General features: G+C 68.5%; 24 protein-coding genes. All 24 read right to left on the reverse strand.

Annotation, left to right across the window (positions count from 1 at the left end; genetic code table 11):
* Positions 1–172 precede the first annotated feature (172 nt).
* Positions 173–904 carry a DUF4872 domain-containing protein gene (locus tag AC4IHM_RS03705; RefSeq protein WP_490865644.1) on the reverse strand — a complete coding sequence of 244 codons (732 nt, stop codon included), beginning with the start codon at positions 902–904 and terminating at the stop codon, positions 173–175.
* Positions 867–1,199 carry a BtrH N-terminal domain-containing protein gene (locus AC4IHM_RS03710; protein ID WP_490865645.1) on the reverse strand — a complete coding sequence of 111 codons (333 nt, stop codon included), beginning with the start codon at positions 1,197–1,199 and terminating at the stop codon, positions 867–869. Before AC4IHM_RS03710 ends, AC4IHM_RS03705 begins: the two co-directional genes overlap by 38 nt.
* Positions 1,200–1,245: 46 nt before the next feature.
* Complete coding sequence (locus tag AC4IHM_RS03715; RefSeq protein WP_490865646.1) at positions 1,246–3,027, reverse strand: carbamoyltransferase family protein; 1,782 nt, start codon at positions 3,025–3,027, stop codon at positions 1,246–1,248.
* A gap of 15 nt (positions 3,028–3,042) precedes the next feature.
* Entirely contained in the window at positions 3,043–3,438 is a 396-nt protein-coding gene (locus AC4IHM_RS03720) for a pentapeptide repeat-containing protein (RefSeq protein ID WP_490865647.1), read from the reverse strand.
* Between the two features lie 15 nt (positions 3,439–3,453).
* Positions 3,454–4,494, reverse strand: coding sequence for a BtrH N-terminal domain-containing protein (locus tag AC4IHM_RS03725; protein ID WP_490865648.1), 1,041 nt, complete (start codon positions 4,492–4,494; stop codon positions 3,454–3,456).
* 4 nt (positions 4,495–4,498) lie between these two features.
* On the reverse strand, positions 4,499–5,248 hold the full coding sequence (locus AC4IHM_RS03730) for a DNA alkylation repair protein (protein WP_490865649.1): 750 nt from the start codon (positions 5,246–5,248) through the stop codon (positions 4,499–4,501).
* Positions 5,245–6,747, reverse strand: a complete 1,503-nt coding sequence (locus tag AC4IHM_RS03735; RefSeq protein ID WP_490865650.1) for a B12-binding domain-containing radical SAM protein — start codon at positions 6,745–6,747, stop codon at positions 5,245–5,247. Before AC4IHM_RS03735 ends, AC4IHM_RS03730 begins: the two co-directional genes overlap by 4 nt.
* 6 nt (positions 6,748–6,753) lie before the next feature.
* Positions 6,754–7,596, reverse strand: coding sequence for a carbon-nitrogen hydrolase family protein (locus AC4IHM_RS03740; protein ID WP_490865651.1), 843 nt, complete (start codon positions 7,594–7,596; stop codon positions 6,754–6,756).
* Positions 7,596–8,300 carry a class I SAM-dependent methyltransferase gene (locus tag AC4IHM_RS03745; RefSeq protein ID WP_490865652.1) on the reverse strand — a complete coding sequence of 235 codons (705 nt, stop codon included), beginning with the start codon at positions 8,298–8,300 and terminating at the stop codon, positions 7,596–7,598. The genes AC4IHM_RS03740 and AC4IHM_RS03745 overlap by 1 nt, the downstream gene beginning before the upstream one ends.
* On the reverse strand, positions 8,290–9,669 hold the full coding sequence (locus AC4IHM_RS03750; protein ID WP_490865653.1) for a coproporphyrinogen-III oxidase family protein: 1,380 nt from the start codon (positions 9,667–9,669) through the stop codon (positions 8,290–8,292). Before AC4IHM_RS03750 ends, AC4IHM_RS03745 begins: the two co-directional genes overlap by 11 nt.
* Entirely contained in the window at positions 9,666–10,637 is a 972-nt protein-coding gene (locus AC4IHM_RS03755; protein ID WP_490865654.1) for an ABC transporter ATP-binding protein, read from the reverse strand. The genes AC4IHM_RS03750 and AC4IHM_RS03755 overlap by 4 nt, the downstream gene beginning before the upstream one ends.
* Positions 10,630–11,409 carry an ABC transporter permease gene (locus AC4IHM_RS03760; protein ID WP_490865655.1) on the reverse strand — a complete coding sequence of 260 codons (780 nt, stop codon included), beginning with the start codon at positions 11,407–11,409 and terminating at the stop codon, positions 10,630–10,632. Before AC4IHM_RS03760 ends, AC4IHM_RS03755 begins: the two co-directional genes overlap by 8 nt.
* Positions 11,409–12,260, reverse strand: coding sequence for a carbon-nitrogen hydrolase family protein (locus AC4IHM_RS03765; RefSeq protein WP_490865656.1), 852 nt, complete (start codon positions 12,258–12,260; stop codon positions 11,409–11,411). The genes AC4IHM_RS03760 and AC4IHM_RS03765 overlap by 1 nt, the downstream gene beginning before the upstream one ends.
* Positions 12,257–13,438: a tyrosine decarboxylase MfnA gene (gene mfnA / locus AC4IHM_RS03770; protein WP_490865657.1), complete on the reverse strand. Its 1,182-nt coding sequence runs from the start codon at positions 13,436–13,438 to the stop codon at positions 12,257–12,259. Before mfnA ends, AC4IHM_RS03765 begins: the two co-directional genes overlap by 4 nt.
* A gap of 1 nt (position 13,439) precedes the next feature.
* On the reverse strand, positions 13,440–14,228 hold the full coding sequence (locus tag AC4IHM_RS03775) for a carbon-nitrogen hydrolase family protein (protein WP_490865658.1): 789 nt from the start codon (positions 14,226–14,228) through the stop codon (positions 13,440–13,442).
* The gene (locus AC4IHM_RS03780) at positions 14,225–15,163 is read right to left on the reverse strand and encodes a carbon-nitrogen hydrolase family protein (RefSeq protein WP_490865659.1); all 939 of its coding nucleotides are present in this window, start codon (positions 15,161–15,163) and stop codon (positions 14,225–14,227) included. The genes AC4IHM_RS03775 and AC4IHM_RS03780 overlap by 4 nt, the downstream gene beginning before the upstream one ends.
* Positions 15,164–15,232: 69 nt before the next feature.
* Positions 15,233–16,267 (reverse strand): phenylacetate--CoA ligase family protein, encoded by a 1,035-nt coding sequence (locus AC4IHM_RS03785; RefSeq protein ID WP_490865660.1) that lies wholly within the window; start codon positions 16,265–16,267, stop codon positions 15,233–15,235.
* Entirely contained in the window at positions 16,264–19,299 is a 3,036-nt protein-coding gene (locus AC4IHM_RS03790) for a flavin reductase (protein ID WP_490865661.1), read from the reverse strand. The genes AC4IHM_RS03785 and AC4IHM_RS03790 overlap by 4 nt, the downstream gene beginning before the upstream one ends.
* Positions 19,296–20,798: a 4-hydroxyphenylacetate 3-hydroxylase N-terminal domain-containing protein gene (locus AC4IHM_RS03795; RefSeq protein WP_490865662.1), complete on the reverse strand. Its 1,503-nt coding sequence runs from the start codon at positions 20,796–20,798 to the stop codon at positions 19,296–19,298. Before AC4IHM_RS03795 ends, AC4IHM_RS03790 begins: the two co-directional genes overlap by 4 nt.
* 11 nt (positions 20,799–20,809) lie before the next feature.
* A complete protein-coding gene (locus tag AC4IHM_RS03800; RefSeq protein WP_490865663.1) occupies positions 20,810–22,279 on the reverse strand; it encodes a hypothetical protein in 1,470 nt (489 codons plus the stop codon).
* Positions 22,280–22,286: 7 nt separating this feature from the next.
* Positions 22,287–22,535 (reverse strand): ferredoxin, encoded by a 249-nt coding sequence (locus AC4IHM_RS03805; RefSeq protein ID WP_490865664.1) that lies wholly within the window; start codon positions 22,533–22,535, stop codon positions 22,287–22,289.
* Positions 22,532–23,905 (reverse strand): phenylacetate--CoA ligase family protein, encoded by a 1,374-nt coding sequence (locus AC4IHM_RS03810; protein ID WP_490865665.1) that lies wholly within the window; start codon positions 23,903–23,905, stop codon positions 22,532–22,534. The genes AC4IHM_RS03805 and AC4IHM_RS03810 overlap by 4 nt, the downstream gene beginning before the upstream one ends.
* The gene (locus AC4IHM_RS03815) at positions 23,902–24,888 is read right to left on the reverse strand and encodes a BtrH N-terminal domain-containing protein (RefSeq protein ID WP_490865666.1); all 987 of its coding nucleotides are present in this window, start codon (positions 24,886–24,888) and stop codon (positions 23,902–23,904) included. Before AC4IHM_RS03815 ends, AC4IHM_RS03810 begins: the two co-directional genes overlap by 4 nt.
* The gene (locus tag AC4IHM_RS03820; RefSeq protein WP_490865667.1) at positions 24,875–25,336 is read right to left on the reverse strand and encodes a hypothetical protein; all 462 of its coding nucleotides are present in this window, start codon (positions 25,334–25,336) and stop codon (positions 24,875–24,877) included. The genes AC4IHM_RS03815 and AC4IHM_RS03820 overlap by 14 nt, the downstream gene beginning before the upstream one ends.
* Positions 25,337–25,469 lie beyond the last annotated feature (133 nt).

The following is a 25,469-nucleotide window of genomic DNA, read 5'->3' on the forward strand; positions in this document are numbered from 1 at the left end:
GCTCATGTGCGGTGGGCAGTTGGCAAAGTACCCCGGGCAACGTCCTGCTCTGGTATGAGGCCTCGTACGACAGACCGATAAGCCGGTGAAGCACCCGTTCCCGAAGGGTCGGGACCGGTCGGATCCGATCAAAAACGGTCACCGTCGGTGACCGTTGACCTCGGTCGGCTCGTCAGTTCGTCAGCTCCATGAGCCGCCCCATGAGGTTCCGCTCCTCCTCGGCGGCCTCGTGCACCACCTTCGCCGCGCCGTGCAGGCATTCCCGCGACGACGCGGCCTCCGCCTCGTGCAGCAGCCCGGCCACCTCGGTCCACTTCCGCGACACCTCGCGATAGGCGTCCGACACCTCCCGCAACCCGCCGGTCCCGGTGAGGTCGGCGGCCTCCGCCAGGAACTCCGCCCACATCGTGCGGAACAGTCCCCCGCCGGTTCCCGCGTCTTCCATGATCGTGCCGATCTCGGGGAGAGCGACCGCGGGCGACTCCAGGTCGTCGAGCCACCGCGGCATCAGGTCCGCGACCTTGTGCATGCCCCGGAACCCGAAGTTGGAGATCGGCGGGTTCAGAAATCGCTCCGCCGCCGCTCTGATGCCTTCGCGAGCGGCCTCCCCCAGATCGGGAAGGCCGTCCTTCGGGCCGTCGAGGGTGAAGGCGCGGTTGCGTGAACTCATGGGGCCGCGCGCGTTCCGCGCGGTCGCGAGGGATTCGCCGGAGGCCCATCGCAGACCGAGCGGCCGGGTTTCCACCAGGGCGAAACGATCGTCGTCATACCCGACGCAGGCGACATAGTGGGCCGCGAACCGGAAGTCGTCGGTGGAGTAGTCGAGGAAGTAGCGGTCGAGCTTGAGCCCGACGACGGCCCCGGAATCAAGCTCTTCCAGCAGGTATTCCCTGGCCCGTTTCACCGAGGACGTTCTCGTGGACGGAAAGCCGCAGGCCCAGCGCGCTCGCCAGGTTCTCGGACAGCAGATCCGGCTTGACACGGCCCCCGACGAACGGCGTCGGCATCTGCTTCGTCCGCCAGTAGATGAACGAAAGACCACCGGCGAGCCCGAAGACGAGCGACTCCGACAAGTCGATCTCTCTTCGCCGCAGCAGATTCACGAGGGTGGTCGACTCGCAGTGATGACCGACGAACGGGTCCGTCTCCAAGAGCGGCACTTTTCCCCTCTCCCTTCCTTCGCCCAGAGCGTAGCGCAACCGTCGGAAGTTCCCTTGCGGGCACCCGAATCGGAAAGGCGTTCACTCACTCACATCGCGACACCAGGAAGTTTCCGAGAAACAGATGATCCATCTCCGTCTTGAGGAAGCAGGACAGGGCGTCCACGGGTGAGCAGACGATGGGTTCACCGGCGACATTGAACGAGGTATTGATCAGGCAGGGGACCCCGGTCAGCTCCGTGAACCGGTGCAGCAGCTCGGCGAGCAGCGGATTGCTCTGCTCGGTGACCGTCTGGATCCGCGAGGTGCCGTCGACGTGGCAGGCGCCCTGGATCAGGTCCTGGTACTCGGGTCGCACCGGAACCACGAAGGTCATGTACGGCGAGGACTTCTTCTTGCCCAGTTCGAAGACTTCGGGCGCGAGACGTTCGAGGACCACGGGCGCGAAGGGCCGGAACTGCTCGCGGTGCTTGATGCGCTCGTTGATGATGTCCTTGATGTCGGGGAACCGCGGATTGGCCAGGATGCTGCGATTGCCCAGGGCGCGCGGCCCGTATTCGAGATGCCCCTGGAACCACCCGATGACGCAGCGCTCCCTCATCAGGGTCGCGGCCTCCAGCGGCACGTCCGCGGGGTCCAGTTCCCGCCAGGTGACCCGGTCGGTGTACTGGTGGAGGGCCGCCTGGACCTCCTGGCGGTCGTAGCCGGGGCCCAGGTACGGCGACCCGCTCACCCGGGGCGGCGCTCCGGCCTGCCGACTGGCGAACAGAGCCGCCCCGATGGCCACGCCCACGTCGCTGGCGCCGAAGCTGACGTCCATCTCGGTGAAGCGTGAACGCTCCAGCAGTTTGCTGTTGTTGACGCAGTTCAGGGCGAGTCCGCCCTCGAAAATCACGCGGGGAAGGTCGCTGCGGGCCTCCAGTGTGCGCATCTGTTCCGCGGTCACCGTCTCGAGCATGTGCTGTGCCGCACTGGCCACACGTACCCGGTAGTCGAAGTCCTCCCGGCATTTCGCGTCACCGTCGAAGATGCGGTCGAAGAGTTCGTAGTAGGCGGGTACGGCGTTCGCCGGATAGGGAATCCGGTAGGTGCCGTCGGGGCACATTTCGATCACGTGCGCGAGGAAAGGGTTCGGATCCGGTGGCGGGCCATAGCCGGCCAGTCCCATCACCTTGTACTCGTCGTTGTTCGGGACGAATCCGAGGTAGCGCGTCACCACGGAGAAGAGCATCGCCAGGGAGTTCCGCGAGTCGATGGTGACGTCGTCGAAGATCTTCACCTCGCCCTGGCGCACCTCTCCCATGATCGACGACAGCCATTCGGCACGGCCGTCGCTGACCAGGAATGCCGCGTCTTTGCCGCCCGACAGGTGGTATCCCGTCATCAGGTGCGCGATGTGGTGCGGAATGCGGGCCAGTTGCTGCGGGCCCAGCCGGTGCCCCGTGTACTCGAGGAAGTCGGACCGGGTCGCCTCCTCGCTGAACATCGCCGCATGGGTTTCCGCCAGGCGCTCCAGACGGGCGAACTTCTGCTCGACAGTCGCCGCTCCGTCCTCGGTGATCTCGGCGATCATCCTGTTCACCACGTCCTGGGAGAACTGCCAGGAGAAGGCGAAGGTGTCGACGTCGTCGAAGGTGATCCCGGCCGATTCCAGGCACCAGCGCATCGCGTTGAGCGGGAAACGCGAAGTCTTCTTCTCCCGGTTGAGCCGCTCCTCCTCGACGGCTGCGACCAGCCTGCCGTCGATGACCAGGGCTGCGGACGAGTCGTGCCCGTACAGCAGGTGACGGTCGATACCGGTGGCGCGGAAAAGGCGCCCGAAGATTTCCGCGGACTTGCCGAATCCGTTGTAGCCCAGAACGATCATGAGGGACTCCTTTCGCTAGGGCCAGATCGTGAGGTAGTCCGAGATCACGGTCGATCGCCGGAAGCTCGCGTCCAGCACCGCGCCGGTGAGGTCGGCTCCACTGAGGTCCGCGCCTTCCAGGTTGGCGGCCACGAGCCGGCAGTCGTTCAGCTCGGCCAGGATGAGGTACGCCTCGCGCAGGTTGGCGCCTTCGAGATCCGCGCCGCGCAGGTCGGCGGAGATCAGGTACGACTCGGTCAGCACGGCGTCGGTGAGGTCCGCGCCGGCGAGTTCGGCACCCTGCAGATCGGCGCCGTGCAGCACCGCCTTGCGCAGGTCGGGCCGGAACGGGCCCTGCGCGCGGCGCCGACGGGCGTGCTCGTTCCAGCGTTCGGGGCCCTGGAGCAGTACGGACTCGTCCTCGGTGGGCATGTCTCGACCTCGCGTCTACACGGTGGTGAGCGCGGTGAGCGCCCGCTTCTCAACGTCCATCGCGGACCGCGCCGTGTCGGCCACGGCGTCCACGAGCGTCTTGAGATCGTCACGTGTCGTGGCGGTTGCCCCGACTCCCAGCAGTGCGGATCCCAGTTCCGACCACAGCCGGCCGCTGGCGTGGAACTGCTCGGCCGTGTCGGCGTAGCGCGTGTCGCCGGTACTGTCGGCCATCCTGGTCAGATAGCGGCCGATCATCGGGCGGAACAGCCCGCCGCCGGTACCGAAGGACTCGATCTGCCGTCCCAGGTGCAGCAGTTGACTCGCCAGCGCGTCGGTGCGCATCACGTGACCGGCCAGGTCCACGTCCTCGACCTCGCCCTGCTTGGACCGCGGCCAGGACGCCGCCGTCCTGGCCAGCAGCTTCATTCCGGGGATGCCCAGGTTCCGGCTGCCCGGTCTGAGGACCTCTCGGCACAGATTCCGGACGGCCACCGGACCGACACGGTTCAACTGCGGCGTTCTGCGCGGCGCGCCGAAGACGTAGGCCTTCCAGTCCGGGTTCAGCGGCGGCGAGTTGCGGCTGGACCGGGCCGCCTGCAGCTCGGCCGCGCTCACGGACACGGGTTCGTCGAACGCCGGATCAGACACCTCGAAGGCATCGGCCCCGAGTGGGCGGACCACGTTGACGAAGTACCCGCCGAAGGAGGAACGCCCGTCCAGACCCCAGTACGGAAGCAGTCCGAGGTCCACCCGGGTCATGACGGCCGGCGCCGACTTGAGCAGCTTGGCCAGGCCCGCGGCGGACTTCGGCGTGTGCGTGGCGACCTCGACGCCCATCAGCCGGGCTGCCCGCAGCGGCATGACCGCCTGCTTGCCGACGGCGATGTCCGGCGCGTTGCCGTTCGCCGGAAAGAACGAGAAGCCGAAGCCTCCGTCCAGTCCGAACACCGTCTCCTCGTCCACCTCGTATCGGCCTGCGGCGAGGAGGGCGGTCTGGCAGGCCGACTCGCAGTGGACGCCCCGCCGGTGGACGTAGCGGCCGGTCCCGTTCATCGCGTCACCCCTGTCCCAGTGCCATCAGGGACCGCCTCAGCCGCGGGTCCAACTTCTCCACCGCGTACCGGAACGTGTCGCGGGGCATCTCGGTGTGCCAGGTGCGCAGGAACTCGGCCACCTCGTCGGGATGGACCTCGGCGGTGACCTTGAGCAGCCAGCCGCTGCCCTTCTGCACGTAGACGTGGTCGTCGTGCATCAGCCGGACGCAGTTGTCGAAGACGTGCGACAGCGGCAGCTCGAAGACCGTCCGGCCCACCTTGCGCCGGACGAACTTCACGACTGCCACGTTGGCGGCACGCCTGGCCCACGGGGAGGTGGACTCGATCCAACGGCGTGTCCGGGGGATCAGCTCCAGATGCCCGAGGAAGAACGGGTACAGCAGCTTCAGGCACATGTCGTCGCACTGCGCCCAGTTGGACACGTACGTCTCCAGCCAGTGCTCGCAGCGGTCCAGCAGCTCGTCACCGAGCCCGGTCCTGGCGACCTTGTGCAGGACCGCGAAGCCGAGGAGTACCTCCTCGTGGTACTCGGCACGGGCCAGCACTGCCTCCGCCAGCAGCAGCCGCGTCGGCGCGTCGATGTCGCGCCGGTCGCGGAAGTAGTCCATGGCGATCGAGGCGACTGCCGCATTGCCGACGCCGAGTGCCCGGATCTCGTGTGGGAAGTACCGCTGCATTCTCTTCGCGAAGTCCGGATCCGCGCGGGCCGCAAGCGTCTTCAGCAGTTCGTCGGCGGCCGCTGGAACGCTCATCGGACGGTACCGGCGGTGAGCGTGAGCGGCTGTGCGGTCACCGGCCTCGGTGCGCGTTCCAGGCGTGGCTTGTCCTGCATGACGTACTCGTACTCCTGTTGCATCTCGACCACGGCCCGGATGGTGTCCTTCGAGCGGTCTGCCAGGTTCTGTCCGCCCAGGCCCCACCAGAGGTACCAGTTCTTGTGGCTCAGATAGGCATCGCGGACGAAGTCGAGCGTGTCCCGGTCGGCGAGGATCGCCGGCTCCACGTAGAAGGCGGGGACGAAGGTGCCCTGCCCCTCACGCAGGATCCCGGCCTTGACGGCCTGGCGCTGCAGCTTGGTGCCGCTGAGGATCCGGATGCCCAGATTGGCGTAGATCTGGGCCGGGTTCAGGAACCGCTCGGTGAACCGGATCGACTCCCTCAGCGCATGCGGGGTCTCCCCCGGCCCGCCGAGGAAGATGCAGTGGGTGTGCTCGATCGGGCTGGCCGTGAAGAGCCGGTCGATCTCGAGGACCCGCGCCATGTCGAAGCCCTTCATCAGGTCCGACAGGGCCTCGTCGGTGAGCGCGTCGGTGCCGAGGTCCACCCGGATGCAGCCGGCCGCGTGCAGCAGTTTCACGAACTCCGGCGTGACCGCGTTCGGCGTCAGCTGGCAGTACCACGGCACGTCGAGCTTGGCGCGGATCATCTCCTCGCACACCTCGGCCGCGTACTCCATCGGGTAGTTGAAGGTCGCGTCGACGATCTCGAACTCCCGCACGGCCGGGTTCTCCCTCATGGCCCGCTGGATCTCGCCGACGACCTCGGCCGGATCCTTGAACCGGTCGCCCTTGCCCTCGGTCTTGCGGATGATGCAGTACGAACAGAACAGCTTGCAGCCCCGCTTGGTCTGCAGGGTCTCGATGGCCGGCTGGTGATCGCGGGTGAGGTCGGAGGCCGCCGAGACGCCCTCCTCGAAGTAGCGGGGGTCGTAGACGGACCGGTCGGGCTCCAGAGTGCCGAGGTCGAAGGCGGAGTTCGACTGGTTCTGGTGGAACTTCCCGTTCTCGTCGAGGTAGCAGAGCCCCGAGATCGACTCCAGTCGCCCGCCGGACTGGAGGTGGTCGAGCAGTTGGACGATGCCGGCCTCGCCCTCACCGGCGATGCCGTAGTCCGGCTGGGCGTACTCGAAGAACGACAGCGGCTCGACCGAGAAGCCGGACCCGCCGAGTACGACCGTGGCGGTGGTGTACTTGCGTACGCACTGGACGATCTTCTCGGTCATCGGGCCGAAGAAGACCGGGTCGATGAACGTCAGGTTGTCCAGGTTCCGCACGGCGACGCCGACCACGTCGTAGGTGCCGGCCGTCAGCTTCTCCCGGACCGCCTTGAGTTCCCGTGACTCCCAGAGCAGATCCAGGACGTCGACCTCGTGTCCGGCGTGCTTGAGCGCGGCACTGATGTAGGCCATGCCGATCGGCAGCGCCGGCCGCGGCACCCTGATCTTGTTGGTGGAGATGAGCAGAACTCGCATGGGCCTTCACTCTCGTTCGAGCTGCCAGTACGTCGTCGGCTGCAGGTCGCCGCGCAGGGTGGCCTTCGTGCGGTAGCGGCGCATCCGGTCCAGGTCGATTTCCACGACGCCGACCCCCGCCTCCTTGCCGAGGTCCACCATCCGTTCGTCGCCGTCGACGAAGTCGAATCGTTCGGCTTCGAGGAACAGCGGGTCCGCCAGGATCTGGCTGCACCCCATGTAGCCGAAGCCCGCGTACAGATTGGTGCCGATCCCGGACGCGAACGCCACGACGCACTCGGCGTCCACCGCCCGGACCGGCAGTCGCATGTTCGCCACGTACGCGAACATCTCGGGCACCAGCGCGGAGCACACAATGAGGTCGACTCCACGGCGGCAGTACTCCCGCGCGACCTCGGGGAAGTTGATGTCGTAGCCCTGCATCAGACCGACGCGCCCGAACTCGACGTCGAAGACCGGGTACTCCGATCCGCTGGAGAGGTAGCGGGCCTCCAGTTCGTGGCAGTGCACGCGCCGGTACCGGCCGAGCAGGGTTCCCTCCGGGCCGCACAGCACCGATGTGCTGTAGTACCTGCCGTCGTCGCCGCGCTCCAGCAATCCGGCCACGATGTGGATGCCGGCCCGCTTCGCCTGCTCGCAGAGGAAGTCGGTCTCCGGTCCCGGTACGGGCACCGACACGTCGGCGACCTCGAGGATGTTGCCGGAGGTGGAGAAGGCCTCGGGCAGGCAGACCAGGTTCGCCTTCTGCTCGACGGCCTGCTGGATGTATCGCTCGGCCCGGCGCAGGTTCTGGGCCGGCTTGCCGAGTTTCGACTCCATCTGGACGACGGCGATCGATGTACCGGCCATCAGTTGCTCACCGGCTCGATCGGACGCGAGGAGATCACAAGGCCGAGATCCTCCTCGACCACCTGCCAGTCCGTCAGACCGGCCTCCCGGAGCAGCTCGACCGCCTCCTCCCGGGTGTACGCGGCCTGCAACGACCGCATGAACTCGTCACCGCCCTCCTTCACGAACTGCAGGATGAAGGTGATGTGACCCTCCTCGGCGTACCTGTTCATGTCCTCGATGATCACGACACCGTCGGGTTTGCAGATGCGGGCACACTCCTTCAGCGTCTCGACCGGCCGGCGCCAGCGGTGCAGCGAGGAGAACGAGAACACGATGTCCGCGGAAGCGTCCGGGAAGGGCATCCGGTTCAGCTTGGCCATCTCCAGCTCAACGTCGCCCGCGGTGTTCGCCCACACGGCCAGCGTCAGGTTGTCCTCGGCGACATCGACGAGATTCTGGTTCTCCTCCACCCCGGAGACGGCCAGGTCCGGCAGTCGGCCGGCCACGTGCAGCGACAGCAGGCCGGTGTTGAAGCCGACCTCGACGAGGTCGGTCATCCCGTCGCGGACGTTGGCCAGGATGCGGTCGCTCGGCCGCTTGTACGCCATCAGCGCGGATCGGCGCATGCCGAGGTCGTAGGAGCGCACCTTCTCGATGTCGTCGTGGGGTGACGGCTGCGGCACGCGGTCGGTCAGGTTGAGCAGTCGGGTCTCAGTGGTCATGACCGACCTCCTCGGCCTTCGGCCGGGGGGTGATCTGGACGGGAACCGGCTGCTGCGAGATGAAGTTGGAGATGTCCGCCCCCAGATGCTGCGGGTAGCGCCGGTACTCCGGCGAGTAGAACGCCTTGGAGACGTTGTCCAGGTAGTACCAGCCCTTCGGGCCGGTCACCTCGATGCCGTCTTCATTGGCGGTGACCAGGCCCTTGTGGACCAGGTCGTCGATCTCGGCGCGGAACATCTCCATGAAGTCGACGCCGTGGATCCGGCGGAAACGGTCCCGGTCGACCCGCCCGGCCTTGACGCCGAGGACCATCGACCGCCGGATCGCCTCCGACCTGGTGATGTGCTTGCCCATGGAGATCGGCAGCCGGCCCTCCATCACCGTCTGGATGTAGCGGCCGATGTCGGGCTCGTTGAAGTACCAGTGGTCGCGCAGGTGCCCGGTCGCGGTGGGGCCGAGCGGGATGATGGGGACATCCTCGCTCCACGAGGTCTCGCCGTACTTCGGCTGGTAGCCGGGCTTGGCGAAGCAGTCACCGTAGTAGCCCAGGAAGCCGCTCCTGGTGAGCTTTTCCGCGGCGAACAGGAACATGTCGTCGACCACAGCCTTCTCCGGGACCGGCGGCAGCTTCCTGCGCTTGGTGGAGATCTGCGCGAACTCCATGTACGTGTAGAACGAGATGCAGGTGACACCCAGTTCGATGGCGACGTCGAGGCTGTGTTCCCAGCTCTCCATCGTCTGCCCGTTGATGCCGTGCATCAGGTCAATGTTGATGTTCTCGAACCCGCACCGGCGCAGCAGCCGGATGCTCTCCTTGAGCATCTCCGGGTCGTTCGGACGGCCGATGTCCCTCAGTTCGTCCGCCACGAAGGTCTGCACGCCGAGGCTGATGCGCCGCACTTCCCGTTCCAGCAGGACGGTGGCCTTGCGCTCGGTGATGTCGACCGGGGTGGTCTCGATGGAGAAGTCCGCGCCCTCGTCGACGTTCAGGCTGCCGAACAGATGGCCCAGCAGGTCGTCGAGCTGCGGGGCGGTCAGCGCGGTCGGGGTTCCGCCGCCGATGTAGCCGAGGGTAATGACGTGGTCCTGGACGTACGGCCGGTCGGCGTAGTTGGTGATCTCCGTCTTCAGCGCTTCCAGGTAGGTGCGGGTCAAGTCCCGGTCGGTCTGGTGCTTGATGTACGGGCAGCTGAAGCAGAGCCGGTTGCAGAACGGGATGTGGACGTACACTCCCATCGGTTTGCGGGCGAACACCTCCTCCTCGTTCACCGGCACGTGCTTCGTGGGGTATTGCCGCACCCACTCGCTGTCGCGCTCCGGGTACTCCTTCCAGAACGGCATGCTCGTGGTCGTGGTGCTGATGCTCATGCGAGGTCCTCCGGTTCGACTGGGTCGACGATGGAACGGACGACGTCCGCCAGGGTGGGCTGGAAGTAGGACGCGGAGCGCAGTGCGAGACCGGCGGCGTGGGCACGGGCGACCAGCTCGGCCAGCGTGCCTCGGTGATCACCGTCGGACAGGTTGAGCCTCACGCCGTGATCGACGTCGTGGACGGAACGGATCAGGCCGCAGGTCGTCGCCTGCCGGCCCCAGGAGCGCAGTTGCTCGAGTTGCGCGTCGGTGAAGGCCTCCAGGATCAGACTGGACCGCTCACCCCACCGGGTGACGGCCTGGAGCGAGGCGTCCTTGACCTGGCGGCCCTGGTGCAGGACCACGACCGAGTCGGCCAGCGCGACCAGTTCGTCGCGGTGATGACTGGCGAACAGCACGCCGACGCCGTCCTTCTTCAGGTTCCGCAGCAGCTCCAGCAGCGTCTCGCGTGCCGTGGGGTCGAGGCCCGTGGTCGGCTCGTCGAGAATCAGCAGGTCGGGCCGGTGCGCGACGGCGCAGATGACGTGCAGCTTGCGCTGGCTGCCGCCGGAGAGACTGCGGACGTACCGGTGGCGGTACTGCTCGATGTCCGCCAGTGCGATCAGTTCCTCGTACCGGCCGGGGTTCGCCCGCCGCAGCTTGAGCTGATGCTTGACGTACGTCTCCACGGAGACGCCGTCCGGCAGGTCCTTGGCCTGCTGGACGTACCCGATGTGGCGGCCGGCCTGCCCCCAGCGGCGGGGCGGGGTGCCGCAGACTCGCACGACGCCGGCCGCCGGCCGCAGCAGGCCGGCGACGATCCGGATCAGCGTGGTCTTCCCGGCGCCGTTGGTGCCGATGACGGCCACGCCCTCGCCGGCCTGCACCGAGAACTCGATGGAGCGCAGGGCGAAATCGCGGCTCACCCGGTGGTCGAGCCGGGAGACCGACAGCACCGGCGTTGCGGTGTCCGTGGTGTCAGCCATGGCCGACCCTCCTGCGGAAGGCCCATGACGCAAGGCCGACGGCCAGGATCGAGTAGGCCACCACGAGGGCCGACGACACCCCGGAGGCCGAGAAGTCCGGCGAGGTCGCGGCGCGGAACAGCTCGACGTGCACCGCGAGCGGGAGCTTGTCGAAGACATCGCCCAGCGTCCCGAGGTTGTCGAGGGGGAAGAAGATCCCGGCGAAGTACATGAGCGGGATGACGACGATGTTCACGACCGCGGGGAAGGAGATCTCTCCGGTGTACGTCGCGACGAGGATCCCCAGCCCGGCGAAGGCCGTGCACGCGGTGAAGAAGCCCAGCACGAGCAGCGGCACCGACTCGATGCGGGCACCGAAGGCGCCGACGCCGAGCACGAGCACCAGGATGAACTGGAACAGGCACTTGAGCACGACGCCGACGATCCGGGCGAGCAGGAACCCCGAGTACGACAGGGGCGACAGGATCAGGTCCTCGATGGTCCGGCGGTTGCGGTCGACGATGACCGTGTAGCCGACGGTGTAGGTGCAGCTGAACATGATGCCGGCGCCGATGATGCCGGGGAAGACGAACCCGAAATAGCTGGCGGCCGTCGGTGCGGGGCTCACCATCTGATCGGTCGCCGCCCCGAAGGCGAGCACCATCGACACCAACGTCAGCAGCGTCGAGACCGCGAACAGCCGGTTGTCGAAGAACTGCCGCATGTCGATGGCGACAAGCCCGAGCACGTCGCCGAGCCAACCGGATTCGGGCCGCGCACGCATGGTCTTCATCAGCTGCCGCTCTCGTGGATCGTGGTCCAGGTCGAGCGCAGGTCGTCGTGGAACGGCAGGCCGGCGCGGGCCTTCCGCCGCTGCCGCCAGTGCAGCTGCGCGTCGATCACCGTTTCGCGGGGCCCCCATGCCGCCTCGGCGAGGACGTCCGCCTCCGGGTCCTCCCGGGCGTCCTGCACCAGACCGTCGACGATCATGCTGCGCCCGAGGTAGCTCATGTTCGCGAAGCGGTTCTCCCCGACCCCGCTGGCGAACAGCAGCACGCACTCGTTGTCGGCGGCCCGCGCGCGGCAGATGGAGCGCAGCGGGTGCGAGAACGGTCCGAAGAGGTTCGCCACGCAGACGATGAGGTCGGCGTCCTGGTCCAGGTAGTGCCGGCTCGCCTCCGGGAACCGCAGGTCGTAGCTGACCAGCAGGCCGATCCGGCCGACCGGTGTATCGATCGCCTCGCCCGGCGAGCCGGTGGACACGTACGCGGACTCGCCGGCCCACACGCAGGCGCGGCGGTACCAGCCGAGAGGGTCGCCGCCGGGGCCGACGAGCACGGCGGCGTCGAAGACGTCACGCCCGGCCGACAGCAGCACGCCCGCGGCGATGTGCATGCCGAGGGTACGGGCCTGCTCGGCGAGGAACTGGACGACCGGACCGTCCTCGGCGGTCGCGTCGGTGCGCAGCGTGGGGAAGTTCAGGCCGGTGGCGAACGTCGCCGGCAGGCAGGCCAGGTCGGCCTCGCGTTCTCGTGCGGTGGACAGCAGCTTGGCGGCCCGCGCCAGGTTCTCGTCCCGCTCCCCGGGCTCGGTCCGCATCTGCACGGCGGCGAGCCGGGTAGCGGGGCCACGGAAGAGGCTCATCGCAGCGCCACCTCGGCCGTGACTTCCCGACATGCCCGTTCCAGCACCGGAAGGAACTCGTCCACCATCTCGGCCGTCACGTGCCGGGCGACCACCAGCCGGAGAGTCTCGCCGAATCGCTTCGAGGTGGAGACGACCCAGCCCCAGGATTCCAGCAGCTGGGAGATCCGGGCCGCGTGCTCCATCCTGACCACCACGATGTTCAGCTGCGGCTCGGCGAACAACTCGTGCCCGGCCGCGCGCAATCCGGCCACCAGGTGCTTCGTCACTTCGAAGTTGGTCCGGGTGACGGCCAGGAAGCCGTCGCGCCCGAGGTGCTCCATGACCGCGTAGGTCGACACCGCGGCGGAGCCGGGGCGGGTGCCGAGGAGTGTGTTGTGCACCGGTGTGTCGATGAAGAACGAGTCGAACGCGAAGCGTCCGGCGTCCTGCGCGCCCCGGAACAGGATCGCGCCGGCCGGGACGTTGGCCAGTCCGTACTTGTGCGGGTCGATGGTGATCGAGTCGACGCCGTCGACGGTGAAGTCGAACTGGGGCAGGTCGTGGCCGAGTTCGCGGGCGAACGGGATGACGAAGCCGCCGGTGGCCGCGTCCACGTGCAGGTGTACGTCCCGTCCGGCGACCGCGGGGCCGATCTCGTCGACCGCGTCGACCACCCCGAACTCGCTGCTGCCGGCGGTCGCGACGATCGCGACGGTGTGCTCACCGATGTGCCGGGCCACCTCGTCGGCCGGCAGTCGCAGGGAGGCGTCGATCGGCACGACGACCGGGGTCAGCCCCAGCAACCCGAAGATCTTGGTGAAGGAGAAGTGCACGGTGCTGCTGACGACGACTTCGGGCCGGTCGGTCAGCCGTCCCCGGGCGCGCGCCGACTCGCGGGCCACCAGCATCGCGATCAGGTTCGCCTCGGTCCCTCCGGACACCAGGTTCCCCGACCCGCCGGGATTGCCCAGCAGATCGAGCAGCAGTTGGACGACTCTGCGCTCGATCCGCTTGGTGCCGCGGAAGATGCGCACGTCGCCGAGGTTGGTGTGCGCCGCGGCGGCCGCCGTCTCCACACCCAGCGGATGCGGTTCGGTGCAGATGGAGTTGAGTACGCGCTGCCACGGCACGTCGTCTGCTCGTTCGGCCGCGATCCGTCGTCGGACGTCGGAGGCGGGAACGCCGGTGCTCCGCATCTCAGCCCACCCGCGCAGTCAGATCGGTGTACAGCTCCGTGCGGCGCGCCCACAGCCCGAACCAGAGCGTCTGCTGGAAGCGCAGATCGGGTTGGCGCAGATGCCTGATCCTCTCGGCGTCCCAGGCCGCCTCGACAACGTCCTCCCGGTCGCCCGCCTCGGCGACGAATCCCTCGGGCATCGCCACGGCGCTGCCCCCGCCGCGGTGCTCGCCCAGCGAACCGGCGAAGGCGACCGCGACGGTGTTGAGGGTCGCGATGCCCCACACCGCAGCGCGCTGTGCGGCCTGCTGCGTGCCGTCGAGGGAGCCGGCCACCAGCAGCAGTTCCGCGCCGGCCAGGCATGCGATGCGCGGCGGTTCGATCAGCCAGAAGTCGGGGCCGAGGAGCACCCCGACGTGGCCGAAGGGCGTCTCGACGACCGGGAAGTCGCCGCCGGTTCCGGTGGTGCCGTCGGGCAGGACGGCCCGCTCCACCTGGGCGCACACCGACCCGCCGGGGTCAAGGAGCCGGGTCACCTGTGTCAGCCCGCCGCCCGGCCGTTCCTCCGGCCAGGAGCCGGTGAGTACATAGGCCCCACGGGTCCGCGCCAGTGTCGCCAGGCGGTCCAGGCACCGCTCGCGCAGCCGCCGGGGCAGCGCCGAGACGTCGTCGCCGGTGGTGAACACATTCTCGGGGAGGACGACGAACGACGCCTCGTGGGGCACCCGGCTGTCGAGGTCGTCGAGCACGGCGGCGGCGGTCGCCTCGGGGTTCGCCCGGCGGGTGTGCTGCGCTACGAAGATGGTCACGGCCGGTTCCCTTCACTGGCACTGGTCGCGGCGGCGGGTCGGTCCCGGTCCGGGCCGCCGCCCCCGGTCAGGCTCGCGCGCAGTTCGGCGGCCAGATCGCGGTCGGCTCCGACGTACGGGGTGAGCAGCGCCCGGTAGTCGTCGGGCCTGCGCAGTTGCTGCCAGCGGCGGCCGTCACCGGCCGGCGGCTCGTCGAGGTCGACGACGAGCGCCTCCGGTTTGTCGCTGCCGGCCTGCGCGATCACGCCCTCGGGGCGGGCGACCAGGCTGGTGCCGGCGAAGTGGATCTCCACAAGCCGGTCCCCGCGTTTGCCGCGGACCACGCCGACCGAACTCGCATAGACGATGTTGACGTCGTTCAGGTACGCCGCCGTGCGCAACGCGTTCACCATCAGCGGCTGGTTCTGTCCCAGCGTCCCGCCCGGCACGAAGATGGTTCGCGCGCCGGCCAGCGCGAGCAGCCGGATGACCTCCGGGATCCAGAAGTCCGAGCACACGGCGATGCCGATCCGACCGAACTCGGTCGACATGACGCCGAGCGAGTCCGCCTGGCGGCACACCACCATCTCGTTGCCGAAGGCGTGCGCCTTGACGGCCCGCCCGGTGATGGCGCCCTGCCGGCCGATCAGCAGGGACGTGTTGCGGTACATGCCGTCCTGCATGTCCTCAACAATCGAACCCAGCAGGATGTGTGTGCCGAGCTTGCGGGCCAGAGACTGGAAGCCCTCGACAACCGGCCCCGGGATCGGTGTGTCGGTCCGCCCTTTCAGGCCGTCCTGTCCCGGCATGTACCACGGCGGGCCGAGCAGGAACTCGGGAAAGCACACCAGGTCGACGTCGCCGTCCGCGCAGACTTCCTCGATCGCCCCGTGCGCGTTGCGCAGGCCGTCCTCGTGATCGTCGACCCACTGGGTCTGTACTACCGCTACCCTCATACGTCTCGTCTCCTCGAGAAGCCACCGGTGAACCGGCCCGGCGACTGCTCGCCGCGGCCGGGGTGCAGGTCATGACGTGGCGGTACTCCAGTCCTTCGCGTCGACGACCGTGACCTCGGCCCCGACCCCGAGCGCGTCGGCGATGCCGCTGCGGATCAGCCCCCGCAGCGCGCCGTCGGCAGCGAACTCCGGGTCGGCCACGGCACAGGTCACACGGAAGGCGCCGTCCCGGACGTCGCAGGCGAAGTGCGGGGCGAGCCCGGCGTGGCGGAGCACGATCCGCTCCACGTCCACCGTCGAGATCAGGCCGGCGGGGCCGGGCACCGCAGCGGCCACGCTTCCGAGCGGAACCAGAATCCGGTTCACGGCACCGCAGTCGCATCCGCGGTCCGGCGGCCACAGCTCGACGAGTTCGCCGGTCGGTGAACCGTCCAGGAGCAGCTCACCGCGAGGACCGTCGGGGACCTCCGCCCGCAGCCGGTGGTCGCACAGGTGCAGTGCGCCGTACTCGCAGGCGACGGCCACGGTCGGTGTCGCCTGCGTCCCGTAGACCGCGCAGGCCGACGCCGCCCAGGCCGCGCCGATGCGATCGAGGCGTTCGGGGGAACAGGCCTGCGCGACGCAGATGATCGTCCGGATCGTCGAATCCTGCGGTCGTCGCCCGAGCGAGGCCGAGAGGCTCGCCAGCTCCGCGGCGAAGTCGGGCGAGCACACCAGGGCCGTCGCCTCGTACTGCTCGATCAGCCCGAGCAGCCGCGGCATCGGGCAGATGGTGTTGCTCCTCCCGACACTGATCACCGAGGCGCCCACCATCTCGATCGCGCGGTCCGTCTGGGCGCCGACGAACGACAGTTCGTACGGCACGGCCGCGACCACAACGTCGTCCTCGGTCAGCAGCCGGCCCAGCGCCGTCGTCAGGTCGATCTGGTTCAGGATCCACTCGTCGCGGGTCATCACGATCGGCCGCGATCCGCCGGAGGAGTCGAGCTGCTCGCCGTAACGCGCGCCGGTCGTGTCGCGGCCAACGGCCGTGTCACCGTTGTCCCGGGTCAGCAGTTCGAGGAACTGCTCGTAGTGCGTCGCCATGGACGTGGTCGTCGTCACCTGGCCTCCGTTTCCCGGGCGAACCGGCGCCACCCGTAGTCGTCCAGGGCGCCGTCGCGCCGCTCGGCCCGCAGCAGCGGCCGGCGATCGGTGCCGGACTCGATGTCGACGTGGTCGGCCGTCCCCAGGACGAACTGGTGGTCGCCGATCGGGTAGGTCGCCTTCAGAGTGCAGTCGATGGTGCCGACGGCACCGGAGAGCCGGGGGCAGCCGTTGGCGGACGGCGTCCAGGAGAGGGCGTCGAAGCGGCTGTCCGGCCTGCCCTGCGAGAACGCGTCCGACACGTCATTCTGGTCCTCGCCGAGGATGTTGACGCAGAACCGGCCGGTGTCCGCGATGGCGCCCCAGCTGGTGCTGCGTGAACGCACCAGAAAGCCGATCAGGGCGAGTTCGTCCGATACGACGGTGAGCGAGCCGATGACGAGTCCGTACGGTGTCGGCCCGTTCCGTTCGGACTGCCGCGCCGTGCCGGCGACCACCGTGACGGCGCGCGGCAGGAGTTCGCCGATGATGCCGAGGTCCAACGACGTACTCGCCTGTCCGTTCCCGGCGGGTTCGGGCACGGGCGTGCTCGCGCCCGGTTCGTCGCGGACTCGGCGGACGAACCGGCCGGTCACGCTGGCGGGGTTGTCTGCGAGTGCCTCCGGGGTTCCGCTGTGCACCACCCGGCCACCGTCGCGGCCGGGACCGGGCCCGAGGTCGATCACCCAGTCGGCGATGGCGATCACCTTCACGTTGTGCTCGATGACCACGACGGTGTTGCCGGTGGAGATCAACCGCTCGAACAGGGCCAGGAGGTGGCGGATGTCGGCGGTGTGCAGGCCGCGCGTCGGCTCGTCGAAGATGAACAATGTGCGGTTCCGGCGCTGCTTGAGCAGTTCGCCGGCCAGGTTGAGCCGCTGCGCCTCACCACCGGAGAGGGTGGTCGTCGAGCAGCCGAGCTGCAGGTAGCCCAGTCCGAACTCGTTCAGTACGCCGAGCGCCTGGGCGACCTTGGGGTGGCCCTTCGCGTCGAACCACTGGAGTGCGTCCTCGACGGTCATCGACAGCACGTCGTGGATGTTCTCGCCGTCCAGCCTCACCTCCAGGACATGCTCCTGGAACCGCCGTCCGTCGCACTCCGGGCAGACGATGAACTCGCTCTTGAACAGGGTCATCCCGATCTCGGCCAGCCCGAGTCCCTTGCAGGACTCACACCGCCCGCCGGCGACGTTCGGACTGAACTCGGCGCGGCCGAGGCCGCGTTCGACGGCGTCGGCGCCGGCCGCGAAGGCGTCGCGGATGTGGTCGCTGATGCCGATGTAGGTGACGAGTGTGCTCCGGCTCGACCGGCCGATCGGGCGCTGCTCGACGTGGATGACATCGTCCAGGGCTTCGGCTCCCTCGACACCGGTGCTTTCGGCCGCCGTGCCCGTCGACCGCTGGGCAAGGGCCCGGGAGACCGCGGCGTGGATGCCCGACACCAGTGAACTCTTGCCCGCGCCGGACACGCCGGAGACACAGGTCAGTGCGCCGAGCGGGAGCTTCGCGGTCTGGTCCACGACGTTGTTGCGGGTGATGCCGCCTACTTCGAGCCAGCGTGCACCAGTGAGATCGGTCTTCGTCCTCGACGGCCCGGCCGACAGCAGCGCGGCGGCCGTCGGCGAGTCGCCGGAGTTCAGCAGGTCGGCGAACCGGCCCTCGAACACGACTTCGCCACCGCGGGACCCTGCTCCGGGACCCAGCTCCACGATCCAGTCGGCGGCGCGGATCACCGACTCGTCGTGCTCGACGACGATGACCGTGTTTCCGAGATCGCGCAGCCTTCGCAGCGAGTTGAGGATCTTCCCGGTGTCGGCCTCGTGCAGTCCTGTGGTCGGTTCGTCCAGGACGTACATCACCCCGGTCAGATCACTGGCCAGGTGCTGCGCCAGCAGCAGCCGTTGCAGCTCGCCACCGGAGAGGGTGGTGACCGGCCGCCGCAGTCGCAGGTGCCCGAGGCCGACCTCCTCGATGTTCGTGCTCTGCTTGACGATCGCGGAGGCGAGTTCGCGCACCTGCGCCGGCACGTCACCGGACGAGAGTCCGTCGCGCAATCGGAGGATCGAACGCGAGAGTTCATCGCTCTGGAAATCGTGGAAGGTGTGCCCGGCCACCGTCGCCCTGAGCGACTCGGGGCGCAGCCGCCCTCCGTCGCACGCGGGGCAGACCTCTCGTCCGAGGTAGTTGGTGAACGCGTTCTTGCGGGCGGCCGACGACGCGTTCTTGTACGCGCGTTCGAGGAAGCCCAGGATGCCCTCGAAGCGGAAGTCGTTGGTGACCTTTCGGATCTTGAGTGTGTAGATCGTGTCCGAGCCGTGCAGCACCCGCTCGGTCTGCTCCGGGCTCAGTTTCTCGAACGGCAGGCCGAGGTCCAGGCCGATGTCCGCGGCCATGGCTTCGAAGGCCTTGCGCACGTTGGGGACGGCGAACGTTCCGGGGTCGGCGCCGTCCCAGATCTCGGTGAGCGTCCTCGACCGGTTCGGGATGATTCTGTCCAGCGAGAAGCCGACGAGTTCGCCGATGCCGTCGCACCGGAGGCACTTGCCCTCCTTGCGGTTCGGACTGAAGTGCTTCGCGGAGTGCGGCTCGGCGAAGCAGCCGCACTCGTCGCAGAACAGGTCGGGACCGGTCGGGCCGAGGCAGGCCGGACAGACCGGCCGCGCGCCGGCGCCGAACAGCAGCCGGTACAGGCCGTCGAGTCCGGTGAGGGTCCCCACGGTCGAGCGGGGGTTGGAGGAGCCGCCGTCGCGCTGGCGCAGTGCCACCGGCGGCTGTGTCCCCGCGATCCGGTCGAAGTGGTAGTCGCCGTCGCCCATGTCGAGGGACTTGCTGGACAGGGCCCCCAGGTAGAGGGTCTTCGAGTGTTCGAAGAGGGTGTCGATGACCAGGGACGACTTGCCCGAGCCCGAGACGCCCGCGGCGACGACCAGCTTGCCCTTGGGGAAGGAGACGTCGACCGATCTGAGATTGTGGGTCGTGACTCCCTCTAGTCGAATGCTGTCGAGACTCATGTGTTGTCGTCCCGCCCTTCAGCCAGCTTTCGGGCCTGGGCCTCGCAGCGCCCCAGGTCGGGATACCGGGCGTAGAGCATCGAGCGGACCCGGGCGGGATCACCGCGGTTCCACGTCTCGTACAGCTCCTGGCGCATCCCGAAGCGGTCGACGGCCAGATCGGCGGCGAGCCGGAAGAGCCTGGCCTTCACGTCCACACGCGTCTCGCGCCCGCACATGTAGGTGTCCAGCACCACGCGCAGCTCGGGCGTTCCCAGGTCGGCGTCCGAGGGCTGCATGATCAGACCCGACGCGCCTATCTGCCGGATGATCTCCGAGGCCCGCGTCGAGAAGCGTCCGGCGACGGCGTCGAGCGCGGCCGTCGAACCGGGGGCGAGCAGGCCCGAGGCGGTGGGCCGGCACTCGGCGTCGATCGCGGCCAGGCCGAGCCGCACGATCTCGACGTACGAGGTGAGTTCGCCGAGCATGTCTGTGACCTGGCGGAATTTGTCGACACCGATCGACTGGGCGAGCAGGGACGCGACACCGAGCATGGTGCGCAGCCGGTGGTAGTAGCGCAGTTGTCCGGTGTAGAGCGACCACTTGTTCAGCTCGCCGAATCCGCGGACGGAGGCTTGGGAGTCGTCGAGCAGGAAGACCCGCTCCATCGGGACGAACACATTGTCGAAGACGAGCATGGCGTCCTGCTCGTCGTAGCGAGCGGACAGGCCGCCGGAGCCGTCGGCGTACGGCCCCCGGCACAGAACGCGAAGGCCCGGCGTCGCCAGTGGAGCGGCGAACCAGCAGACGTAGCTGGGGTCCTCGCGCAGGTAGTTCGCGGGCGAGAGGTAGATGAGCACCTCGTGGGCGTACGGTGCCAGGGTGGCGATCTGTTTGGCTCCCCTCACGACGATGCCGTCGGTACCGCGCCGCACCACCCTCAGTCCCAGTTCCGGCCGGTCGGTGGGGGTCGAGGAACGGTCGATCTGCGGGTCGCCCAGGCCATGGGTCAGCGTGAGGTCGTTCTCGCGGCAGTAGTGGTAGTAGTTTTCCGCGTTGCGCCCGAACTCCGGGTCGACCTCGGCCAGTTGGTACCGGTAGTCGTACAGGCCGACCACGACGTTCGACATGAAGTCGGGCACACGGGAGAGCTGGCCGTAGGAGGCCTCCGCCCATCGGTGGGTGTTGGCCCACTTGCGGCTGAGGTCGTCCCGGTCGGTCGGCGCCAGGTACGAGAGGCTGACCATGTTGCCGGAGGTGTCCGAACGGTAGAGCATCTCGTCCGCCCGGCCGGGCAGATGCTGGGCGTCGTAGAGGCCGGCGAGCGTGGACAGCATCGGCCGGAAGTCCGGGTCACCGGTCACGTCGACCCGGCGCCCGTCGCACCAGACTTCCCGGTCGTCCTTGATGCTGGCCACGTACTCGGACCCTCGCCAGGCCCCGCCGGACGAGCCCGGCAGAAGGGCGATCTCGTCAGTGGGCCTGGTGCTGTCGGAGGAAGGGGGTTCTGCGGTGGTCACCGTCCGCGCTCCTACGGGTTCCGCTCAGCCGCACCGGAACGGAACGGCTGATAACTCTGCTCTTGCACCTGGGGGAAGTACTCGCGTGTCGCCTCGCCCACGAGCCGCATCAGCTCGGAGTCGAGCGAACTGGGATCGGTGCTGAGCTTGGCCAGTGGTGAGTCCGGCACGGCATTCGTCAGGCTCGTCCGGCGGGCCCGGTGGATCGCCGCCAGTGAGTGCTGTGCGTTGGCCGCGTCCCGCATCTTGTAGACCGCCTGGGGACCGTCCGGAATGCCGATCATGGACTTGGTGCCGCCACTGCCCAGGCAGTTGCGGGGCATGTGCAGATGCTCGTGCCGCCACTGCTGGTAGGCGCAGTGCAACCGGAACGCCTGGTCAAGCAGGGTGTGCCGCAGCCAGGCCGCCGGGTCCTCGTGCCGGCGCGCGTCGATGTCCCGGACGGTCTCCTCGAGCGACGCCCCGCCCAGCGAGCACAACCAGGTCTCGAGGTCGTTCCACATGTGCTTGAACAGGTCCCGGAACATGTGCTGCTTGATCGACAGCGAGTGCGTACCGCTCGCGGGACCCAGGTTGGTCCGGAACTCGTGGTACTCGCCGGTCGCCAGGTTCTCGGCCATCACCCGCTGCGCCTCGACGACCGGATCGAGCAGTCCCCGGCAGACCGTCAGGTGCTGCGCGGCCCGGCTCAGAGCCGAGGCCCGGAGCGCCCGGATGGCGGCTTCGAGGTGGTCGTTCGCCTCGGCGCAGAGGATCTCCGGGACCTGGTGCAGGGCGACGAACTCGCCGTGGAGGGTCTCCGGGTTCAGCTCGGTCGCGGCGACCGCACGGGCCAGCGTCTCGGCGGAGATCAGTTCGTCGGTGCTCCGGCACACCCCGACGGGTACGGCGGTGAGGTCGCTCTCCCACTTGGTCGCGTCGTGGCAGCCGAGCCGGATGCCGTGCAGCACGCGATACAGCGGGTTGTCGATGCTCTTGGTGGCGATGGTGGAGCGGGTCACCCCGGCCGCGCCGGCCAGCAGCGAGCCCTTGGCCGCGTCCTCCAGTCCCCGGAGCGCGTCGACGTAGGACGCGTAGCCGGCGGACTCGGAGACGCTCAGGGCCGTGGTCTCGGCGGAGGCACCCGTACCGAAGGTGCTGCGGACGTCGAACACCAGCGTGCCGAGCTTGCGCAGCAACCGGTGGAAGCCCATGGCCCACTGCACGTGGCGGGAGGCGGCCGGGATGTCGTCGGCCAGCACGCGCACCTGCGTCTTGCGTGCCAGCCGGGCCAGGTTGAGCAGGCACACCTCCGACGCCTGGAAGACCGCGCACACCGTCGAGTCGTAGGTGCCCTCCGGCACCGCGCGTGCGGTCCTCGCCTCGCCCAGCAGGTCGATGCGGTGGAGTTGGTCGTAGCTCTCGGCCACCGGGCCCAGTTCGGTCGTCTGCCGCGAGCCGGCGCAGGTGTCGGCCGTTGCCGGATCGTCCAGGCTTGACATTGCGCCATCACTCCTCAGTAGGCCCGGCCGAGTAGCGGATCGATTCGGTGGGGCAGGATTCGAACGCGTCGAGGACCCGCTCGAGTTCATCGGGTGTCTGGGGCTGTTTGCACACGTAGTGGACGTCGTTGTCCAGGTCCGCCTCGAAGTTCTCGGGCGCCAGGTCGTTGCAGAGCTTGCAGTCGATGCACGTGTCGTCGATCTCGAAGCGCCCGTCGATCGGAATGCGTGTGGGAAGCGGCAGTTCGATCCTCATCGCGGGCCCCTCCCTCCCCCGTAGGCACTGAAGTTGCGCATCGTCGGTTTGGCCGAGGTGCGCAGCGCCGTCTCGAACCGGTCGGTGTCCAGTCGGCGGTATCTTGTGGACGCGCCGAGGCGGTCGCGGACGCGTGCCGCGATCGATGCCCGGGTCACGTCGTCGGCGCTCGACGGCGGCAGGGCGATCTCCAGCGCGTCCCCGTCGATGTCGAAGGCGAAGTAATAGGGCGCGGTGGTCATGGCGCTCAGGACGATGTCCTCGATCTCCAACTGGGAGGTCCAGCGTTCGCCCACCGGGATCCGGTCACCGATGCGGCCGCGATGCTGCAGCCGGCGCAACGGGGAGCCGCAGCCGCACGGCGCCGCCTCGATCCGGCAAACGTCACCGGTCCGGTAGCGCAGCAGCGGCATGGCCCGGCTCGCCAGGGTCGTCACGGCCAGCTCGCCGACGGAGCCGTCCGGCAGCCGCTCACCTGATCCCGGGTCCACCACCTCGAAGAACGATCGTGTCTCCACCAGGTGCAGCTCGCGGTCGGGGCAGAACATGGCCAGCGTGTTGGTCTCGGTCATGCCGAACATCGAGTAGGTGACGGCGTCCCACTGATCGGCCAAGCGCCGCTTCTTGGCCGGTGACGCTCCCTCGCCCGCCATGAGGATCTTCGAGACCGCGAGGTCGCGGCGCGGGTCGATGCCGCGGCGGCGAGCGATCTCGCCGAGGAACAGAGCGCGCGTTCCGGAGCACACCAGCGTGGTCGCGCCCGAACGCAGCAGGGCGTCGACCATCCGGTCCGGAGTGCAGGAAGGGGAGGCCGCGCCGAGCGGCACGATGGTGCATCCGAGGATCTCGATGGCGCGGTCGAGGTCCTGGCCCACCCCGGCCAGCTCGTAGGGGACGGCGATGGCCGCGACGTCCCGCCGGTCCAGCACCGCGGCGAGCAGGCCGGCGACGGTGAGGTTGTTCTCCAGCCAGTCCGCCATCGTGAAGAACGCCGCGATCGGGCGCCCGTTGCCGGTGCCGGAACTCTCGTCGAATCGGATGACCTCACGCCGCGGCACGGCGAGCATGCCCAGCGGGTAGGCTGCGGAGAGATGTTCGCGGGTCGTGAAGGGGATGGCCTCGAACGCGTGCGGACGGCCCCGCGCTGCCGCTCCGGCGACCTCGGCCGGAACGAAGCCGGTGTAGAACGGTGAGTTGCGACAGGCGTGCTCGACGGTCGCGGTGAGCGCCTCAGCCGCCCAGGCGTCGAGTGCCTGTCGGTCCAGTGACGTCACCGCGGCGACCTTCCGTGCGATGTCGATGCGGGTGACGAGGGTGTCGTGCAGTCGGCTGCGCGGGTCGTGGCCGGTCTGCCGGGCGAGCGTGGTCATCGGGACGCCTCCTCCAGCCGCTTCATCGCCGTACGCTCGTCGTCCGCGAGAGCTGCCACGATCGACGCCGCCTCGTCGAGTGACCGCCGGTCACCGGCGTCGTCGGCGTGGCGCAGCAGGTCAGCCGCTTGCGTCCAGCGCTTGGAGATCCGCCGGTACTCGACCGCCAACTCGTCGTAGGCCTCGATGCCGGTCAGCTCGTGGGCCTCTTCCAGGAATTGGGCCCACAGCGTGCGGAAGAGCCCGCCGCCCGTGCCGCCTTCCTCCATGCTGGTGCCGACGGCTCTCATCGCCTCGACGGGACGGTCGAGCCGGTCGTGCCATCCGCGCATGAGCGAACCGGCCTTCGCGATCCCCTTGAACCCCATGTTGGTGATCGGCGGGCTCAGGAACTCCTGCGCGGTGGCGAGGACGGCGGACTGACAGGCCTTCGCGAGGACGGTCTCGTCGTACCCGCGCGGGTCCACTCGGACCGACAGGCTGCGCGAGGACATCGGCCCCCTGGCCGAACGGGCCCGGGTCAGGCTCTCCCGCGATGTCGACTGAACGCCGAGCGATCGGGTCTCGACGAGGACGAACCTGTCGTCCTCGTAGCCGATGCAGGCGACGTAGTGCGCGGCGAAGTGGTGGTTCTCGTGCGCGTAGTCGAGGTGGTAGCGGTCGAGCTTGAGCCCGACCACGTCGCCCTCGTCGAGAGCCCCGAGCAGGGTCGCCTCGGCCTTCGCCGGGGACGATGTCTCCTGCGCAAGGAGTTCGAGGTGGAGGGCGTCCGCCGCGTTGCGTATGAGCTGGTCCGGCTTGACCCGGCCGGCGAGGAACGGGTTCGGCATCTGCTTGGAGTGCCAGTACAGGAACGACAGGCCCTGCCCCAGCCCGAAGATCAGCGGTTCGCTCAGCTCGACATCGTGGTTGCGGAGCATGTTGAGCAGCGCGGTGGATTCGCAGTGGTCACCGGAGTACGGCGAGATCTCAATGACTGCCATCGCCGTGCCCCGTCCGGCCGCGCGGCGCCTCGTACACGATCTCCAGCACACTGCTGCTGTTGTTGTTGCGCAGGTGCCCGTAGGTGTGACCGAGTTCGTCCGCCTCGGTGAACGCGATGTTCTCGAGGTGGTCGACGTTGCGGTCGAGGGCCTCCAGGACGTAGCGGACGTCGGCGTCGGTGTGTACGTCGATGGCGACGTGCGACATGAGCCGTCCCCGCTCTTCTGCGGAGCGGTCCGCCCAGGGCCCGAATCGCCGGCACGCGAACATCTCGATGGCACGTCCGTCGGAGAGGACGATCGAGTTCCACCATCCCGGCGTGCCGTACTGCCGGGGCGAGATGTACGACGGGCCCATCTCGATGCCGGCGATCCGACCGGATGCCCGGAGGTCGTTCAGGAAGGCGTTCCAGCCGAACACCTCGTCGTCGCTGTCGTAGTCACCCATGTAGATGCCGACATGGTTGACCCCGGCGAACTTCTCGACGACGTGGTCCGGCGCGTATCCGCCCCAGGCCGACAGGTACGTCCGGCAGTCGAGGTCCTGCCACGTGTTCGAACGTCTCGAGGATCTCCTCCCA

Source organism: Streptomyces sp. SL06 (assembly GCF_058244745.1).

Coding starts and splice junctions, on each gene's coding strand:
- AC4IHM_RS03715 (WP_490865646.1), bottom strand. CDS start 3,027: ATGATCGTTCTGGGCTACAACGGATTCGGCAAGTCCGCGGAAATCTTC.
- AC4IHM_RS03720 (WP_490865647.1), bottom strand. CDS start 3,438: ATGCCCACCGAGGACGAGTCCGTACTGCTCCAGGGCCCCGAACGCTGG.
- AC4IHM_RS03725 (WP_490865648.1), bottom strand. CDS start 4,494: ATGAACGGGACCGGCCGCTACGTCCACCGGCGGGGCGTCCACTGCGAG.
- AC4IHM_RS03730 (WP_490865649.1), bottom strand. CDS start 5,248: ATGAGCGTTCCAGCGGCCGCCGACGAACTGCTGAAGACGCTTGCGGCC.
- AC4IHM_RS03735 (WP_490865650.1), bottom strand. CDS start 6,747: ATGCGAGTTCTGCTCATCTCCACCAACAAGATCAGGGTGCCGCGGCCG.
- AC4IHM_RS03740 (WP_490865651.1), bottom strand. CDS start 7,596: ATGGCCGGTACATCGATCGCCGTCGTCCAGATGGAGTCGAAACTCGGC.
- AC4IHM_RS03745 (WP_490865652.1), bottom strand. CDS start 8,300: ATGACCACTGAGACCCGACTGCTCAACCTGACCGACCGCGTGCCGCAG.
- AC4IHM_RS03750 (WP_490865653.1), bottom strand. CDS start 9,669: ATGAGCATCAGCACCACGACCACGAGCATGCCGTTCTGGAAGGAGTAC.
- AC4IHM_RS03755 (WP_490865654.1), bottom strand. CDS start 10,637: ATGGCTGACACCACGGACACCGCAACGCCGGTGCTGTCGGTCTCCCGG.
- AC4IHM_RS03760 (WP_490865655.1), bottom strand. CDS start 11,409: ATGAAGACCATGCGTGCGCGGCCCGAATCCGGTTGGCTCGGCGACGTG.
- AC4IHM_RS03765 (WP_490865656.1), bottom strand. CDS start 12,260: ATGAGCCTCTTCCGTGGCCCCGCTACCCGGCTCGCCGCCGTGCAGATG.
- mfnA (WP_490865657.1), bottom strand. CDS start 13,438: ATGCGGAGCACCGGCGTTCCCGCCTCCGACGTCCGACGACGGATCGCG.
- AC4IHM_RS03780 (WP_490865659.1), bottom strand. CDS start 15,163: ATGAGGGTAGCGGTAGTACAGACCCAGTGGGTCGACGATCACGAGGAC.
- AC4IHM_RS03790 (WP_490865661.1), bottom strand. CDS start 19,299: ATGAGTCTCGACAGCATTCGACTAGAGGGAGTCACGACCCACAATCTC.
- AC4IHM_RS03800 (WP_490865663.1), bottom strand. CDS start 22,279: ATGTCAAGCCTGGACGATCCGGCAACGGCCGACACCTGCGCCGGCTCG.
- AC4IHM_RS03805 (WP_490865664.1), bottom strand. CDS start 22,535: ATGAGGATCGAACTGCCGCTTCCCACACGCATTCCGATCGACGGGCGC.
- AC4IHM_RS03810 (WP_490865665.1), bottom strand. CDS start 23,905: ATGACCACGCTCGCCCGGCAGACCGGCCACGACCCGCGCAGCCGACTG.
- AC4IHM_RS03815 (WP_490865666.1), bottom strand. CDS start 24,888: ATGGCAGTCATTGAGATCTCGCCGTACTCCGGTGACCACTGCGAATCC.
- AC4IHM_RS03820 (WP_490865667.1), bottom strand. CDS start 25,336: ATGGGTGACTACGACAGCGACGACGAGGTGTTCGGCTGGAACGCCTTC.